Source organism: Klebsiella sp. GL120222-02 (genome assembly GCF_003097195.1).
Lineage (GTDB): Bacteria > Pseudomonadota > Gammaproteobacteria > Enterobacterales > Enterobacteriaceae > Klebsiella > Klebsiella variicola.
In genome coordinates, this window is the sequence record NZ_QEQO01000002.1 from 254,470 (window position 1) to 270,722 (window position 16,253).

Below are 16,253 nucleotides of genomic sequence, written 5' to 3' on the forward strand. Positions count from 1 at the left end.
GATCCTCTCACAGGCTCACACCCCGCAGGCCCGGCAAGCGCAGCGCGACCTGGCCGTGTCATTCGCGGGCCAGCTTACGCTGGTTCTTTTGCCGCAGCTTTTTCGCCCGACTCTCCAGCAGCAGATAAGCCACCGTCGCCAGCAGCAGCGGCAGGAAATAATAGAGCGCGCGCCAGGCGAGCAGGGCGGCGATAATCGCGCCCTTCGAAATCTCCTCTCCGGAGAGCATGGCGATAAACACCGCCTCCAGCACGCCGATACCGGCCGGAATATGAACGATCACCCCGGCGATACTGCTCACCAGCAGCACCCCTAATACCAGGAAATAGTTAATTTCGCTGCCCAACAGCAGCCAGATTATCGCCCCCATCGCCATCCAGTTCGCCGCCGAAATCCCCATCTGCAGCAACGCGAAGCGCCAGGAGGGCAGCACCAGCCGCTGGCCTTTAATCGTCAGGTGACGGCGTTTGGCAAACGCGCAACCGAACAGATAGCAAAGCGTAAGGATCAGCATCACCCCGCCGATAATGCGCAGAGTGGTCTGGCTGATGTACCAGTGCGGCGGCAGCTTCACCAGATCCGCCGTAAATATCACCCCACCGAGCAGGATATAGCCCAGCCAGTTGGTGGTAATGCTTAATGAAAAAATACGGGTGATGGTGCCGCCGTTGAGCCCCAGCCGCGAGTACAGCCGGTAGCGCATGCCGATCCCGCCGACCCAGGTGCTGAGCGTCAGGTTAAAGGCATAGCAGATAAACGACACCAGCATCACCTGGCGTTTCGCCAGCTTATGCCCACAATAGGCCCGGCCAAGCAGATCGTAGCAGCCGTAGATCAGATAGCTGACGATGACCAGCGCAATGGCGCTAAACAAGGCCAGCCGATCGTAGCCGCGGATCACCTTCCACACGTCCTGCCAGTCGACTTTTTGCGCGTAAATCACCAGCAGGACGATCACCGCGATAAAAAAGAGCACGGTAAGTACTCTTTTCGCCATCCGCCAGCGGGGATGCGATTTGCTCATAGCGGATTATCCCTGGTTTGTGAGTCGACACGATCCTGGGTTTCAATCTCCGGCTGCACCGGCGGGCTGACCCTGGCCAGCCGCGGCGTATGGGCTGGTAGCCAGCCGACCCACGCCGGGAAGTGGCGCAGAAAGTGGAAGGCCATCACGCTGACGCCCAGCCGCCACCAGTTGCGTTTCGGCAGCATCGTTTTATCGATCCGCTGGCAATCCCTGGCGATAAGCCCGTTAAGGTTATCGCGCAGCGTCTGGTTAAACACCCGGTCGTGGATAATCAGATTGGCTTCCAGATTCAGCGACAGGCTCAATGGATCCAGGTTGCTCGACCCGACGGTGGCCCAGTGGTCATCCGCCAGGGCGACCTTGCCATGCAGCGGACGGCGGCGATATTCGTAGATCTGCACCCCGCCCTTAACGAGATAGTGATAGAGCAGGTGGGCGCCAAACTTCACAATCGGAATATCCGGCTCGCCCTGGACGATCAGCTTGACCCGCACGCCGCGCCGCGCAGCGTTGCGCATCGCATGCAGCAGGCGGTAGCCGGGAAAGAAATAGGCGTTGGCAATGATCACCTCCCGGCGGGCGCTGGTGAGCATCTTCAGGTAGTGGCGTTCGATATCGTCGCGATGATCCTGGTTATCGCGCCAGATGAACAGCGCCTGCGCCTCGCCGGGAGTCTGGTTGATCTCTGGCTGGTGGCGACGGCGGCGCCACCAGCGGCGGGCGGTTTCGCTGTTGGGCAGGTTCTCCAGCTCGAACTGGAGAATATCAAGCACCACCGGCCCCTCGACCTGCACCGCATAATCCTGTTTCGCCTCCGGGCCGTAGTCGCTCATATGCTCGGCGGAGTAGTTGATGCCGCCGACAAAGGCGGTGGTGTCGTCAATCACCACGATTTTACGGTGCATCCGACGGAACAGGTTGGTGCGCATCCCCATCAGCTTAGGGCGCGGATCGTAGTAGCGAAAAATCACCCCGGCGGCGGTCAGTTCGCCGACAAACTCATCGCTGAGATCCGGCGAGCCGTAGCCGTCAAGCAGCACCTCCACCTGAATACCGCGGCGGGCGGCTTTCAGCAGCACCGCGTGCAGCCGCCAGCCCACCTCATCTTCAAACCAGATAAAGGATTCGAGGATCACCCGCCGGCTGGCGCGACCAATAGCCGCAAACAGCGCCGGATAGTACTGGTCGCCGTTCTCCAGTAGCGTAATGCGGTTGCCTTCCTGCCAACGACATTTCACAAGTGTATCTCCACGCTAAGGGGCGCATGATCGGACAGATGCCGCCATTGTTTGAGGGCCAGCGCCTTCGGGTGGCTGGCGTGGGCGTTTTTGACATAAATACGATCGAGGCGCAGCAGCGGAAAACTGACCGGAAACGTACGCGCCGGCCGTCCGCGGGCGCGGGTAAAGATCTCTTCCAGCCCGGCTTGCGCTTTTAACGGCTGATTCGCCTGCTGACGCCAGTCGTTAAAATCCCCGGCCACCACCACCGGCTCACCGGCGGGGAGGGTATTGACCCATTCTGCCAGCATGGTCAACTGCGCCTGCCGTTGGTCGGCGCGTAAACCCAGGTGAACGCAGATCACATGGATCGTCACGCCGCTCTCTGGCGGCACGATGCGGCAGTAAAGCAGACCGCGTTTCTCGCCGTTGCCGACTGAAATATCCCGATTTTCATAGTATTCAATGGGAAAGCGCGACAGTACGGCATTGCCGTGGTGGCCTTCCGGATAGACTGCGTTGCGCCCGTAGGCGTAATCGCTCCACATGGTGTCGGCGAGAAATTCATAATGGGTGGTATCTGGCCAGTTCTCGATGTGCAGCGGGTGAACCTCGTGAGCGCCCATCACTTCCTGCAGGCAAACAATATCCGCGCTGACGCTGCGCACGGCGTCGCGCAACTCGGGCAAAATAAAACGCCGATTAAACGCCGTAAAGCCTTTATGGGTGTTAATTGTCAGCACGTTCAACGAAAATCCCGACGTTGGCTCAGCCATAATTCTCCAGTAAATGTCACTTTCCTGAATAAAATAGTGTAGTAGACGTCACAAAAAGATGCGGTGTTACGGAATTTTCCGTAAAGTGCGGTACTCTGAGTAGCAGAGAAAAATCCTTCAGGAGAGAAGCCATGAAGTGGCAACAACGTGTACGCGTCGCAACAGGTCTTAGTTGCTGGCAGATTATGTTGCATCTACTGGTCGTGGCAGTGCTGGTGATGGGATGGATGAGCGGCGCGCTGGTGCGCGTCGGATTGGGGCTGTGCGTCCTCTATAGCGTCACGCTGCTGGCGATGCTGTTTTTGCAGCGTCACCACGAGGCGCGCTGGCGCGATGTGGGAGACTTCCTTGAGGAGCTCACCACCACCTGGTACTTTGGCGCGGCCATGATAGCGCTGTGGCTGCTGTCGCGCGTGCTGCACAACAACCTGCTGCTGGCCCTCGCCGGGCTGGTGATACTGGCAGGCCCGGCGGTGGTCTCGCTGCTGGCGAAAGATAAAAAACTACGCAATCTTTCTTCGGAACATCGCATACGCCGCTGAGCCGGTGGTGGCCGCTATGACCAGTAGCGGCCACAAACTTCCCCACACAATCTTCAGACTCGCATCCTTCAGATAAATTTGCTTGGTGATATCGGTAAAATGGCGGATCGGGTTTATCCAGGTCAGATCCTGCAGCCACTGCGGCATATTTTCCACCGGTGAAACGTAGCCCGAAAGCAGGATCGCCGGCATCATAAAGACGAACACGCCGATAAACGCCTGCTGCTGGGTGGCGCACAGCGATGAAATCAATAAACCGAAGCCCACCAGCGATAAGCCATAAATCACCATCGTGAAATAGAACAGCAGCAGCGAGCCGGCAAACGGGATCTGATAGGCCCAGATACCAATCGCCAGCACGATAGTCGCCTGCAGGGTGGCGACGATCAGCGCCGGCACTGCTTTGCCAACGAAGATTTGCCAGGTGGCGAGGGGCGAGACCAGCAGCTGATCGAGGGTACCCTGTTCGCGCTCACGGGCCACCGACAACGACGTCACGATCATCACTCCGATGGTGGTGATCATGGCGATAAGCGACGGCACCACGAACCACTTATAGTCGAGATTCGGGTTGTACCAGTTGCGCACCACCAGTTCGCTGTTGTTCGGCTTCGCTTTCCCCTCCAGCAGCTCCTGCTGATAGTTTTTTACGATCTGCTGCAGGTAGTTGGCGGCGATTTGCGCGCTGTTGGAGTTGCGCCCGTCGAGCAGGAGCTGCAGCGGGGCGGTTTGATAGTTGTCGAGATTACGCGAGAAATCCGCCGGGAAGCGTACCACCAGCAGGGCTTTTTGTTCATCGATGGTCGGCTGGATCGCCTGCGGGCTTTTCAGCAACAGGACGTGGGTAAAGGCTTTGGCGCGGGCGAAGCGCTGAGTGAGTTCCACCGCGTGGCGGCCGCTGTCTTCGTTGTAGATGGCGATGGTGGCGTTGGTCACCTCCAGCGTCGCGGCAAAGGGAAACAACAATACCTGAATCAGCACCGGCATGATTAAAATTGCCCGCGTTTGCGGCTCGCGCAGCAGCGACTGCAGCTCTTTGCGGATCAATGTCCATAAACGGTGAAACATAATTGCTCCTTTGGCCCATTCAACCACGCCGGGCGGCACTGCGTTTGCCCGGCCTGGGGGATCGGCGAACCGTATAATCGATGTTGGTTAAACCGTAGGCCCGGTCAGCGCAGCGCCACCGGGCAAAACCTAATCCAGACGCCGCTTGGTTTTTAACCACGTCAGGCCGATAAACATCACCGCCGACGCAATCAAAAACAGCACATTCACCAGCAGCACCACCGGAATATTGCCCGCCAGAAACAGGCTTTGCAGGGTGTTGACGAAATAGCGCGCCGGGATCACGTAGGTCACCGCGCGGATCACCGCCGGCATACTGTCTATCTGGAAAATAAACCCGGACAGCATAATCGACGGTAAAAACGCGGCATTCAGCGCCACCTGCGCGGCGTTAAACTGGTTGCGGGTAATGGTTGAGATCAGCAGCCCCATCCCCAGGGTGCTGAGCAAAAACAGACTGGTGATGACAAACAGGATCGGCAGCGAGCCGCGATAGGGCACGCCGAGAATAAATACCGACACCAGCATACAGAGCAACATCGCCAGCATGCCGAGGAAATAGTAGGGAATGAGCTTGCACAGCAGCAGTTCGGCGCGGGTGATCTCCGTCGACAGCAGCGCCTCCATGGTGCCGCGCTCCCATTCGCGCGCCACCACCAGCGAGGTCAGGATCGCGCCGACCACGGTCATGATGATGGTAATTGCGCCGGGGATAATAAAGTGCTGGCTAATAGCCGCCGGGTTAAACCAGTAGCGCATCTGCACGTCGATCAGCGGTTCAAAGGTTTCGCCGCGGTCTTCCGCCCGCTGCTGCTGCCAGATCTGCCAGATACCTTCCACGTAGCCCTGAGCGAAGTTGGCGGTATTGGGCTCGCTGCCGTCGGTGATGAGCTGCAGCGGTGCGTCGGCGCCGGCGCGGGCCATCTGGCGGTCGAAGTCCACCGGAATGACCACCATGGCGCGGATGCGCCCGGCCTGCATCATTTGAATCAGTTGCTGGCGATTATCGCTGACCGTGGCGTCGATATAGGGCGAGCCGGTCATGGTATGGACGAAATCCAGCGCCTCTTCGCTCTGTTGCTCCAGTAATACGCCGACCCGCAGTTTGCTGGAGTCGAGGTTAATGCCATAGCCGAAGATAAACAGCAGGAGTAGCGGGATCACCACCGCGATCAGCCAGCTGCTGGGATCGCGGACGATCTGCCGGGTCTCTTTCACGCACAGGGCGCGGACCCGCCGCCAGGAGAGAATGCTATTGCTCATGGCTATTCTCCTTATCCCAGCGGTTAATCAGGGTAATGAACGCCTGCTCCATGGTCGGGTCCGTCTGGCTGTCATCCGCCGCCTGGGCCTTCAGCGCGTCCGGGGTGCCGCTGGCGATAAGTTTACCGTGGTAAACCAGCCCGATACGGTCGCAGTATTCCGCCTCATCCATAAAGTGGGTGGTCACCATCACCGTCACCCCTTTATCGACCATGCTGTTGATATGCAGCCAGAACTCGCGGCGGGTGAGGGGGTCGACGCCGGAGGTCGGTTCATCGAGAAACAGAATATCGGGCTCATGCATCAGCGAGCAGGCCAGCGCCAGCCGCTGCTTGTAGCCGAGCGGCAGCTCGTCGGCGGCGTGACGGGCGATACTTTTCAGGCCAAAGGCATCGCTCATTCGGGCGATTTTTTCATTTTGCGCCCGGCCGCGCAGGCCATAGACGCCGGAGAAAAAGCGCAGGTTCTGCTCGACGCTGAGGTTGCCGTACAGCGAAAATTTTTGCGCCATATAGCCCAGATGCTGGCGCGCCTTGCCAGAGCTGACCTTAAGATCCATCCCCAGCACCAGCGCTTTGCCGGAGGTGGGCACCAGCAGGCCGCACATCATTTTGAAGGTGGTGGATTTCCCGGCGCCGTTGGGGCCGAGCAGGCCGAAAATTTCACCGCGCTTAACCTGGAAATCGACGTGGTCGGTAGCGGCGAAATCACCAAACTTTTTCGTTAACGACTGGGCTTCAATGACCGTTTCGTCTTTGCTGCCGTCAACACGATGGATAATCGCTCCCAACGGCGATTCGGCGGTTCCCGCTCCGCCGAGCAGATCGATAAACGCATCTTCAAAGCGCGGTGCGGTGTCGGCCACCTGCAGCGGCGGCATGTCGCCATGCTGCTGGACTTCCTCAATGCGGGCGTCCTTTTTCAGGATCAGGCGCACCGATTTGCCCTGGATCACGCCATCGCTGACCTGCGGCAGTTTCAGCGCCCGCTGCAGCAGACGGCGGTTGTTTTCCTGTGGGCTGGAGACGAGGAAACTGCGCCCGGCCATGGTTTGCGTCAGCTCCGTCGGCTCACCCTGGTAGAGCAGTTTGCCTTCGTTCATCAGCAGCACGTCGCGGCATTGTTCCGCTTCATCGAGATAGGAGGTGCTCCACAGGATCAGCATGCCGTCGCCGGCCAGCTCGTGCACCATCTGCCACAGCTCGCGGCGCGAGATAGGGTCGACGCCGACGCCGGGCTCATCCAGCAGCAGTACTTTCGGGTCGCCCACCAGGGTACAGGCGAGCCCCAGCTTTTGCTTCATGCCGCCGGAAAGCTTGCCTGCCAGCCGTTCGGTGAACGGGCCAAGGGAGGTGAACTCCAGCAGACGGTCGAAAATTTTCTTCCGCGCCTCGCCGGTGACGCTGCGCAGGTCGGCGTACAGGGTCAGGTTTTCCATCACCGTCAGATCTTCATACAGGCCGAACTTCTGCGGCATATAGCCGAGCACCGCGTGCAGGGCGCTGTCGTCTTTTAGCGGGTCGAAGCCGATCACGCTGGCGCGGCCCTCATCAGGCTTGAGCAAACCGGCCAGCATTCGCATCAGGGTGGTTTTCCCCGCGCCGTCGGGCCCCACCAGCCCGGTGACGTAGCCGGCGTGGATCGTGCAGGTGAGCGGCGCCACCGCTGGCCTGTCCATTCCGGGAAAACGGCGGCTCAGACCGTTTAAGGCAATGATGGCCTCACTCATGTCCGTTCCCGTGGTTAAAGGAGACGGTCACCGGCATCCCCTGGCGCAGGGCGCCGTCGGCATCGTTCACCACAATACGCAGACGATAAACGAGGTCGGTACGCAGATCCGGCGTTTCAACGGTCTTCGGCGTGAATTCAGCGCTTGGCGAGACAAAGCCGATTTTGCCGTGATAGGGCTTATCCGGCCGGCTGTCGGTATACAGCAGCACTTCACGTCCCGGCTGCGCCTGACCAAGGTTTTTTTCGTCAACATAGGCGCGGACCCATACCGGATGGGTTAACGACAGCGTCAGTACGGTGCCGCCGGCGTTGAGCATGGTGCCGGGCTCGACGGCGCGGGTCATCAGCGTACCGTCGGAAGGGGCGGTGAGCACGGTATCGTGCAGGTCCAGTTTGGCCTGGGCCAGCGCCGCCTGCGCCTGTTCCAGACTGGCTTTGGCCTGGGCAATCTCCTGCGGGCGGTTACCGGCGCGATACTGACGCAGTTTATCCTGCGCCGATTTGAGCGTTGCCTGCGCCTGGTCGCGTGAGGAGCGGGCGTTCTCCAGATCGTTGGCGGAAATCGCGCTGCTGGCGCGCAGCCCGAGCTGGCGCTGATAAAAGTTTTGCGCATAGTCGTAAGCGGCCTGCGCCTGTTTCACCGCCGCCGCGGCCTGGGCAATCTCTTCCGCGCGGTAGCCGGCCATCATCAGGTCATACTGCGCCTGGGCGGTGGAGACGTTGGCCTGGGCCTGCAGCAGGGCATTTTCATACGGCGCGCGATCAAGCTCGCCGAGAGTTTGCCCGGCGCGGATGCTGTCGCCTTCGTCGACGGTCAGCGAAGCCAGTCTGCCGCCGACGCGGAAGCTCATGTTGACGGTGCGGATATCGACATTGCCATACAGGGTCAGCGGCTGCTGCCGGCTGCTCTGGTACCACCACCAGCCGCCGCCCAGCGCGGCGAGAAGAATCACGATCAGCAGAATGACGACGACGGGTTTTTTCATCAGCCCAAACTCCTTTGCGATAACCCATGCAGAATGAAATCGATATGACAGGTAATGACCTCGAAAATCTGTTCGGTCTTTTGCGCGTCAAACTGCGTCCAGCCGGTGCGTAGCAGGATGGTTTCACGCCCAAGACGGAAAGCCAGCACCTCGCCCAGCAGGGCGTGGGTGTGGAGGATCATTTGCGTATCACCGGCATCGCGGCCTGTCCAGGCGGCAATCAGCCGGGTGAGATAGTGGTGCAGGGGGGCGATCACCTGCTGGTGGATCAGATGGTAGGCGGCGGTCGGCGCCAGCTGCTCACGGGAAATGAATTTGCTTAAGTTGACCGTATCATCCTGGGTCAGCAGCAGGATCATGTTGTGGCAGGCGTTGAGAATGAGGGCGCGTATTGCCTGGCGATCCGGCGACTTCCCGGCGAGCAGGGCCTCCGCCGCTTCGGCCTGTGGGCGAAAATTGTCGCCGATAAAATCGGCGATCCATTGGGCACAGGCGAGATATAAGTCGTCTTTCGAGCCAAAATAATAGGTGATAGCGGCGATATTCTGCCCGGCCTGGGCGGCGATATCGCGGGTGGTGGCATGCTGACCATACTCGCCAAACTGGGCGATAGCGGCCGCGATAAGCTGATTTTTTGCCTGTTCGCCTTTACTGGTCATCGCGCTCGGTAAAAGTTAATCAATCGATTGATTAACTTTAGGCCTCGATCGGCGGTTTGTCCACCAGCCGGGATCAAATATGGAACCCTTCCTCCTTCAGCTCCCCGGCGACCCAGGCGAAGAAACGCTGGACCTTCTCCTTCTGTTCATTGGCATGGGGAAGAACGAAGTGGTGCGCGCCGACCGGCATACTCCGCTCGTCGTCAAATACCGGCGTCAGCTGCCCCTGACGCACGTGCCCGCCGGCCAGCAGATTGCTTTCGAGGATCACGCCCATCCCCATTCTGGCCGCCTCGATGCTCATGTACGACCGGTCGAAATTAAAAATGAAGTTTTTATGCCAGCCGCGGACCTTGTGCCACGACAGCCAACTGCTCCAGTTAATTAAGGTGCTGTCGGAGTGGATCAGATCGCAGGCCAGCAGATCTTCCACCGCATGCACAGGATGGCTGGCTAAATAAGACGCTGCGCTGTAGGGCAAGACGCACTCATTTTTAATGGTTCTGACCAACAGCGTTGGCCACTGTGATAGCCCGTGACGAATATCGATATCAATATTATCCCGGGAGAACTGGATGCTTTCGTAGGAACAGGTCAGGCTGATTTTTAACTCCGGCCACGCCTGGCGAAATTTATCCAGGCGAGGCATCAACCACAGCAGGCCGAAGCTCGGCGCCGAGTGAATACGTAAATAATCCTGATGGATATCATTGATCACCTGGCTGGTGGCCTGGCCAATCTTATTCAGCGCCCCGGAGACCTCTTTGAGATATTTTTCTCCCACCGCCGTTAACATGACGCCTTTACTGCTGCGGGAGAACAGTTTTTTCCCCAGAAAGTGCTCCAGGCTGGCTATCTGATGGCTGACCGCCGAGGCGGTAATATTGAGATTCTCTGCGGCCAGGTTGAGGCTGCCGGTAGCGGCGACTTCAATAAAGGCCTGGATATTGCGTAAAGAGGGCATCGGCAAATTTTTATTGGGCAGCGGTTGAATCATGGCAGCATCCTGGGCAGGGCGTTTCTAAAAGAAAATAGCGAATAGCGTGGCGCAGTCGTGATAGCCAGCATAGGGAAAAGGAAAAAAATGATTTTAATTTGTGATGGGCTTAACAATTTATCTCGTTAAAAGCGCGCGTGTCAGTAAAGACTAAAAATTTGCGGGAAGTCACTAACTCAATTTTTCTCAATCATAATTGAGGTTTTTTGAATACCGTTTCATTTTGGGGTTGTTATATTCCTCTCACAGGCTTGATCACAAACGGCGATGCGTTGAGATCGCCATTATAAAACACCTAACCACCTATTTAGCTGAGCGAAAAGATATTTATCTTTTGCTGCTGTATGGAAAGTGAAAACGCGGTGATCCGAAGCGGCAACGGGCAGCGAAGTGGATGAGGTATAAGATGAGGAAACCCTATGTCACGTATAGATACACTAGTCTGTACTGACGCCAGGAAAACGAAATATCGTTTCGTGGTTTTGACGATGATTTTCCTGGTGTATGCCATCAATTACGCCGACAGAACCAATATTGGCGCGGTTCTGCCGTTTATCATTGATGAGTTTCATATCAATAATTTTGAAGCCGGGGCCATCGCCAGTATGTTTTTCCTCGGCTATGCGGTAAGCCAGATCCCGGCCGGTTTTTTCATCGCCAAACGCGGTACCCGGGGGCTGGTTTCGCTGTCCATTTTCGGCTTCTCCGCCTTTACCTGGCTGATGGGCACGGTGAGCTCCGTGTTTGGCCTGAAGCTGGTGCGTCTGGGACTGGGGCTAAGCGAAGGGCCTTGCCCGGTGGGGCTGGCTTCCACCATAAATAACTGGTTTCCACCAAAAGAGAAAGCCACGGCAACCGGCGTTTACATCGCGGCGACCATGTTTGCGCCGATTATTGTCCCGCCGCTGGCGGTGTGGATTGCGGTGACCTGGGGCTGGCGGTGGGTCTTTTTCTCCTTCGCGATACCCGGGATTGTGGCAGCGATAGCCTGGTATCTATTGGTGAAGTCAAAGCCATCAGAAAGCGGATTTGTTTCACAAAGTGAACTGGCAGAGATTAATGCCGGGCGTGAAAGTCATAATAATAGCGTACGCGAAAATATATTAATTGCCGATCGATTCACCTGGCTGGATAAAATCATTCGGGTAAAGAAGATGGCGCCAATTGATACGGCGAAAGGCTTATTCACCTCAAAAAATATTCTCGGTGACTGCCTGGCGTATTTTATGATGGTTAGCGTGCTGTACGGATTATTAACCTGGATCCCGCTGTACTTAGTCAAAGAGCGTGGCTTTGATGTAATGAGTATGGGTTTCGTGGCCAGTATGCCGTGCATCGGCGGCTTTATTGGCGCGATTGGCGGCGGGTGGATTTCAGATAAAGTCCTGGGCCGCCGACGTAAACCCACCATGATGTTTACTGCCGTGTCAACGGTGGTCATGATGTTAATTATGCTGAATATCCCGGCAAGCACCCTGGCGGTCTGTATTGGATTATTTTTTGTCGGTTTTTGTTTGAATATCGGCTGGCCGGCTTTTACCGCCTACGGTATGGCCGTTTCGGACAGCAAAACCTATCCAATCGCCTCTTCCATAATTAATAGCGGCGGCAACCTCGGTGGATTTGTCGCGCCGATGGCAGCCGGTTTCTTACTTGATAAAACCGGGAGTTTTAATTCTGTATTTACCTATTTTGGTATCTGCGCCGCCATTGGTTTGGTGGTGATTCTTTTCCTCGATGAACCACAATAACGGAAATATATCCTGTTAATTAATATGACGTAATGTCATGGAGTGAAACTATGTTATTAAAAGATAAAGTCGCCATTATTACTGGCGCGGCCTCAGCACGCGGCTTGGGCTTTGCCACCGCGAAATTATTCGCCGACAACGGCGCGAAAGTGGTCATTATCGACCTCAATGGTGAAGCCAGCAAAACCGCGGCGGCGGCATTAGGCGAAGGCCATCTCGGCCTGGCGGCGAACGTCGCCGACGAAGTGCAGGTACAGGCGGCCATCGAACAAATTCTGGCGAAATATGGCCGGGTTGATGTGCTGGTGAATAACGCCGGGATTACCCAGCCGCTGAAGCTGATGGAGATCAAGCGCGCCAACTATGACGCGGTACTTGATGTCAGCCTGCGCGGTACGCTGCTGATGTCGCAGGCGGTTATTCCCACCATGCGGGCGCAAAAATCCGGCAGCATTGTCTGCATCTCGTCCGTTTCCGCCCAGCGCGGCGGCGGTATCTTCGGCGGCCCGCACTACAGCGCGGCAAAAGCCGGGGTGCTGGGCCTGGCGCGGGCGATGGCGCGCGAGCTTGGCCCGGATAACGTCCGCGTTAACTGCATCACCCCGGGGCTGATTCAGACCGACATTACCGCCGGCAAGCTGACCGACGACATGACGGCCAACATTCTTGCCGGGATCCCGATGAACCGCCTCGGCGATGCGGTAGACATCGCGCGCGCTGCGCTGTTCCTCGGCAGCGACCTCTCTTCCTACTCCACCGGTATCACCCTGGACGTTAACGGCGGCATGTTAATTCACTAAGCGAGGCAACAGATGAAGATGACCGAATCACAAAAAGTCGCCGCGGCGGCGTGGCGTATTCGCCGTTACGCCCTGCAAATGGGGGAAGTGCAGGGGCAGGGCTATATCGGCCAGGCGCTGGGCTATGCCGATGTGCTGGCCACCGCCTTCAGCCACGCCATGACCTATCGTCCGGAAGATCCCGAGTGGGAGGGGCGCGATCGCTTCCTGCTCTCTCATGGCCATTACGCTATCGCTTATTATGCCGCGCTGCTGGAGGCGGGCATTATCCCGGAAGCCGAGCTGGAAACTTACGGCTCCGACGACAGCCGCCTGCCGATGTCCGGCATGGCGACCTACACCCCAGGCATGGAGATGTCCGGCGGTTCGCTGGGACAGGGGCTGTCCATTGCCGTCGGCATGGCGCTTGGGCTGCGGCAGAAACAGAGCACGGCCTGGGTCTACAACTCCATGTCCGATGGGGAGCTGGACGAAGGTTCGACCTGGGAAGCGGCGATGTCGGCGGCTCACTATGGCCTGAGCAACCTGATTAACCTTGTCGACGTCAACAAACAGCAGGCCGACGGCGATTCACGCAAAATCCTCGGCTTTGAGCCGCTGCAGGATAAATGGGCCGCCTTCGGCTGGTACGTACAGCGCGTGGACGGTAACGATCTGCCGGCGGTGATGGCCGCCTTTGACAACGCGAAAAGTTATTCCGGCAACCAGCCGCGGGTCATTTTATGCGACACGCTGATGGGCAAAGGGGTGTCGTTCCTCGAAACCCGCGATAAAAACCATTTTATTCGCGTCGATGCCGACGAATGGCAAAAAGCGATTGCGGTGCTGGACGCTAACAAACCAGAAGGAGTGCTGTAATGAGACAGAGTCAACCCCGTTTAAAAACGTCGGCGATGATCGCCTCGATTGCCGATGAGGGCCAGGCGACCATCTCTGCGCCCTTCGGCGTCGCGCTGTCAAAACTGGCGGCGCAGCGTCCGGAAATCGTCGGCATGACCGCGGACCTGTCAAAATATACCGATCTGCATATTTTCGCCCAGGCCTTCCCGGATCGTTTCTTCCAGATGGGCATGGCCGAGCAGCTGCTGATGGCGGCGGCGGGGGGAATGGCGAAGGAGGGATTTATTCCTTTCGCCACCACCTATGCCGCCTTTGCAACCCGTCGCGCCTATGATTTTATTCATCAGGTCATCGCTGAAGAGCATCTGAACGTGAAGATCTGCGCGGCGCTGCCGGGCCTGACGACCGGTTATGGCCCCAGCCATCAGGCCACTGAAGATCTGGCGATTATGCGCGGTATCCCCGGCATGGTCATCGTCGATCCTTGCGATGCGCTGGAGATAGAGCAGGCGGTGCCGGCCATTGCCGATCACCAGGGGCCGGTGTATATGCGCCTGCTGCGCGGTAAGGTGCCGCTGGTGCTGGATAAATACGACTATCAGTTCGAACTGGGTAAAGCAAAGCTGCTGGAGGACGGCAACGATGTGCTGATCATCTCCTCCGGGCTGATGACCATGCGCGCGCTGGAGGCGGTTGAAAAGCTGCGGGCCGATAACATCAGCGTGGCAGTCCTGCACGTGCCGACCATCAAACCGCTGGATGAAAAAGCGATTATTGAACAGGCGTCGAAGCCAGGTCGTCTGGTGGTGACTGCGGAAAACCACACCGCGGTCGGCGGCCTGGGGGAGGCGGTGGCCGCGCTGTTGATGCGTAAGGGTGTGCGCTGTGAGCTGGATACTGTGGGGCTGCCCGACGCGTTCCTGTTAGCCGGCGCGCTGCCGACCCTTCACGATCGTTATGGCATCTCCACCGCGAAGATCGTTGAAAAACTTAAGTATCGTCTGCGTTAATCGCTTTGCCATGACGCACCAGGCCGCTGAGCGCGCTCAGCGGCCTTCTCATGCCCGCCAGCCAGGCGCGGTATTCTTTTGCAGATTTTATGCGGCCTGTCACAAAATCTGCTAGACTGCGCCCCTTCATGGCATTGTGGTTTTTGCCATCTCTTATCGCAATAATCTCCCTGAAAACTACGCCCTTCACCGGGCCGGGGCGGTTCGGAGTTGTTATGTCTTTTGATTCCCTTGGCCTGAATCCCGATATCCTGCGCGCTGTCGCTGAGCAGGGCTACGTTGAGCCGACCCCTATCCAACAGCAGGCGATCCCGGCAGTAATGCAGGGGCGCGACCTGATGGCCAGCGCCCAGACCGGTACCGGTAAGACGGCGGGCTTTACCCTGCCGCTGCTGCAGCGCCTGATTGACAAAGAGCCGCACGCAAAGGGTCGCCGCCCGGTGCGCGCGCTGATCCTGACCCCGACCCGTGAGCTGGCGGCGCAGGTGGGCGAGAACGTCCGCGATTACAGCAAGTACCTGAATATTCGCTCGCTGGTGGTATTCGGCGGCGTGAGCATCAACCCGCAGATGATGAAGCTGCGCGGTGGCGTCGACATCCTCGTTGCCACCCCGGGCCGTCTGCTGGACCTCGAACATCAGAACGCGGTCAGCCTTGATAGCGTGGAAATCCTTGTGCTGGACGAAGCGGACCGCATGCTGGATATGGGCTTTATCCATGACATCCGTCGCGTACTGGCTAAACTGCCGGCGCGTCGACAGAACCTGCTGTTCTCGGCGACCTTCTCCGACGAGATCAAGGGCCTGGCCGAGAAACTGCTGCACAACCCGCTGGAAGTGGAAGTGGCGCGTCGCAACACCGCGTCCGAGCAGATCACCCAGCACGTCCATTTCGTTGATAAGAACCGCAAGCGCGAACTGTTGTCGCAGCTGATCGGCGAAGGCAACTGGCAGCAGGTGCTGGTGTTTACCCGCACCAAGCATGGCGCCAACCACCTCGCGGAGCAGCTTAATAAAGACGGCATCCGCAGCGCGGCGATCCATGGCAACAAGAGCCAGGGAGCGCGTACCCGCGCGCTGGCCGACTTTAAATCCGGCGGCATTCGCGTGCTGGTGGCGACCGATATCGCCGCCCGTGGTCTGGATATCGAAGAGCTGCCGCACGTGGTGAACTACGAGCTGCCAAACGTACCGGAAGATTACGTCCACCGTATCGGCCGTACCGGCCGCGCGGCGGCCACCGGTGAAGCCTTGTCGCTGGTGTGCGTGGATGAGCATAAGCTGCTGCGCGATATCGAGCGCCTGCTGAAAAAAGAGATCCCGCGCATCGCGATTGCCGGCTATGAGCCGGATCCGTCCATTAAAGCCGAACCTATCCAGAACGGTCGCCAGCAGCGCGGCGGCGGTCGTGGGCAAGGTCAGGGACGCGGTGGCCAGGGTCAGGGACGCAGCGGACAGCCGCGCAGCCAGAACAGCGCCCCGCGCCGTCAGGACGGCGAGGCGCCGAAAGCGCGTACGCAGGACGGCAAACCGCCGCGCCGCCGTCGTCCGCGTAAACCGGCTGGCGAATAACACGCTGATGCC

The 16,253-nt window shown here is 58.2% G+C and carries 15 protein-coding genes; 6 read left to right on the forward strand and 9 right to left on the reverse strand.

Annotation, left to right across the window (positions count from 1 at the left end):
- Positions 1-58: 58 nt before the first annotated feature.
- From N438_RS06530 to N438_RS06540, 3 genes are read right to left on the reverse strand one after another with little or no spacing between them, the layout of a single operon-like run.
- Positions 59-1,024: a YbhN family protein gene (locus tag N438_RS06530; protein ID WP_023322254.1), complete on the reverse strand. Its 966-nt coding sequence runs from the start codon at positions 1,022-1,024 to the stop codon at positions 59-61.
- Positions 1,021-2,265, reverse strand: a complete 1,245-nt coding sequence (clsB, locus tag N438_RS06535) for a cardiolipin synthase ClsB (protein WP_008805753.1) — start codon at positions 2,263-2,265, stop codon at positions 1,021-1,023. Before clsB ends, N438_RS06530 begins: the two co-directional genes overlap by 4 nt.
- A complete protein-coding gene (locus tag N438_RS06540) occupies positions 2,262-3,023 on the reverse strand; it encodes an endonuclease/exonuclease/phosphatase family protein (RefSeq protein ID WP_008805754.1) in 762 nt (253 codons plus the stop codon). Before N438_RS06540 ends, clsB begins: the two co-directional genes overlap by 4 nt.
- Positions 3,024-3,154: 131 nt before the next feature.
- On the opposite strand from N438_RS06540, the gene N438_RS06545 reads away from it, so the two are divergent.
- Positions 3,155-3,565 carry a YbhQ family protein gene (locus tag N438_RS06545; RefSeq protein WP_012542390.1) on the forward strand — a complete coding sequence of 137 codons (411 nt, stop codon included), beginning with the start codon at positions 3,155-3,157 and terminating at the stop codon, positions 3,563-3,565.
- Here the strand turns inward: N438_RS06545 and N438_RS06550 are convergent.
- From N438_RS06550 to N438_RS06575, 6 genes are all read right to left on the reverse strand, one after another.
- Positions 3,527-4,633, reverse strand: coding sequence for an ABC transporter permease (locus N438_RS06550; protein WP_012542389.1), 1,107 nt, complete (start codon positions 4,631-4,633; stop codon positions 3,527-3,529). The two genes, N438_RS06545 and N438_RS06550, sit on opposite strands and share 39 nt — an antisense overlap.
- 129 nt (positions 4,634-4,762) lie before the next feature.
- Complete coding sequence (locus N438_RS06555) at positions 4,763-5,896, reverse strand: ABC transporter permease (protein ID WP_008805757.1); 1,134 nt, start codon at positions 5,894-5,896, stop codon at positions 4,763-4,765.
- Complete coding sequence (locus N438_RS06560) at positions 5,886-7,625, reverse strand: ATP-binding cassette domain-containing protein (protein WP_116696187.1); 1,740 nt, start codon at positions 7,623-7,625, stop codon at positions 5,886-5,888. Before N438_RS06560 ends, N438_RS06555 begins: the two co-directional genes overlap by 11 nt.
- A complete protein-coding gene (gene hlyD, locus N438_RS06565; protein WP_008805759.1) occupies positions 7,618-8,613 on the reverse strand; it encodes a secretion protein HlyD in 996 nt (331 codons plus the stop codon). The genes N438_RS06560 and hlyD overlap by 8 nt, the downstream gene beginning before the upstream one ends.
- Entirely contained in the window at positions 8,613-9,272 is a 660-nt protein-coding gene (cecR, locus tag N438_RS06570; RefSeq protein ID WP_008805760.1) for a transcriptional regulator CecR, read from the reverse strand. The genes hlyD and cecR overlap by 1 nt, the downstream gene beginning before the upstream one ends.
- Positions 9,273-9,345: 73 nt before the next feature.
- On the reverse strand, positions 9,346-10,269 hold the full coding sequence (locus N438_RS06575; RefSeq protein WP_012968662.1) for a LysR substrate-binding domain-containing protein: 924 nt from the start codon (positions 10,267-10,269) through the stop codon (positions 9,346-9,348).
- A 419-nt stretch (positions 10,270-10,688) separates the two neighbouring features.
- On the opposite strand from N438_RS06575, the gene N438_RS06580 reads away from it, so the two are divergent.
- From N438_RS06580 to rhlE, 5 genes are all read left to right on the forward strand, one after another.
- Positions 10,689-12,020, forward strand: coding sequence for an MFS transporter (locus tag N438_RS06580; protein ID WP_012542385.1), 1,332 nt, complete (start codon positions 10,689-10,691; stop codon positions 12,018-12,020).
- Positions 12,021-12,070: 50 nt separating this feature from the next.
- Positions 12,071-12,820 (forward strand): glucose 1-dehydrogenase, encoded by a 750-nt coding sequence (locus tag N438_RS06585; RefSeq protein WP_008805763.1) that lies wholly within the window; start codon positions 12,071-12,073, stop codon positions 12,818-12,820.
- A gap of 12 nt (positions 12,821-12,832) precedes the next feature.
- Positions 12,833-13,678, forward strand: coding sequence for a transketolase (locus N438_RS06590; RefSeq protein WP_012968661.1), 846 nt, complete (start codon positions 12,833-12,835; stop codon positions 13,676-13,678).
- Complete coding sequence (locus tag N438_RS06595; protein ID WP_012968660.1) at positions 13,678-14,670, forward strand: transketolase family protein; 993 nt, start codon at positions 13,678-13,680, stop codon at positions 14,668-14,670. Before N438_RS06590 ends, N438_RS06595 begins: the two co-directional genes overlap by 1 nt.
- Before the next feature lie 215 nt (positions 14,671-14,885).
- Positions 14,886-16,241: an ATP-dependent RNA helicase RhlE gene (rhlE, locus tag N438_RS06600; RefSeq protein WP_008805766.1), complete on the forward strand. Its 1,356-nt coding sequence runs from the start codon at positions 14,886-14,888 to the stop codon at positions 16,239-16,241.
- The last annotated feature ends 12 nt before the right edge of the window (positions 16,242-16,253 follow it).

What these genes read in the sequence shown, in the direction of transcription:
- N438_RS06530 (WP_023322254.1), bottom strand. Translation starts at nt 1,024, where the DNA reads ATGAGCAAATCGCATCCCCGCTGGCGGATGGCGAAAAGAGTACTTACC.
- N438_RS06540 (WP_008805754.1), bottom strand. Translation starts at nt 3,023, where the DNA reads ATGGCTGAGCCAACGTCGGGATTTTCGTTGAACGTGCTGACAATTAAC.
- N438_RS06545 (WP_012542390.1), top strand. Translation starts at nt 3,155, where the DNA reads ATGAAGTGGCAACAACGTGTACGCGTCGCAACAGGTCTTAGTTGCTGG.
- N438_RS06550 (WP_012542389.1), bottom strand. Translation starts at nt 4,633, where the DNA reads ATGTTTCACCGTTTATGGACATTGATCCGCAAAGAGCTGCAGTCGCTG.
- N438_RS06555 (WP_008805757.1), bottom strand. Translation starts at nt 5,896, where the DNA reads ATGAGCAATAGCATTCTCTCCTGGCGGCGGGTCCGCGCCCTGTGCGTG.
- N438_RS06560 (WP_116696187.1), bottom strand. Translation starts at nt 7,625, where the DNA reads ATGAGTGAGGCCATCATTGCCTTAAACGGTCTGAGCCGCCGTTTTCCC.
- hlyD (WP_008805759.1), bottom strand. Translation starts at nt 8,613, where the DNA reads ATGAAAAAACCCGTCGTCGTCATTCTGCTGATCGTGATTCTTCTCGCC.
- cecR (WP_008805760.1), bottom strand. Translation starts at nt 9,272, where the DNA reads ATGACCAGTAAAGGCGAACAGGCAAAAAATCAGCTTATCGCGGCCGCT.
- N438_RS06575 (WP_012968662.1), bottom strand. Translation starts at nt 10,269, where the DNA reads ATGATTCAACCGCTGCCCAATAAAAATTTGCCGATGCCCTCTTTACGC.
- N438_RS06580 (WP_012542385.1), top strand. Translation starts at nt 10,689, where the DNA reads ATGTCACGTATAGATACACTAGTCTGTACTGACGCCAGGAAAACGAAA.
- N438_RS06585 (WP_008805763.1), top strand. Translation starts at nt 12,071, where the DNA reads ATGTTATTAAAAGATAAAGTCGCCATTATTACTGGCGCGGCCTCAGCA.
- N438_RS06590 (WP_012968661.1), top strand. Translation starts at nt 12,833, where the DNA reads ATGAAGATGACCGAATCACAAAAAGTCGCCGCGGCGGCGTGGCGTATT.
- N438_RS06595 (WP_012968660.1), top strand. Translation starts at nt 13,678, where the DNA reads ATGAGACAGAGTCAACCCCGTTTAAAAACGTCGGCGATGATCGCCTCG.
- rhlE (WP_008805766.1), top strand. Translation starts at nt 14,886, where the DNA reads ATGTCTTTTGATTCCCTTGGCCTGAATCCCGATATCCTGCGCGCTGTC.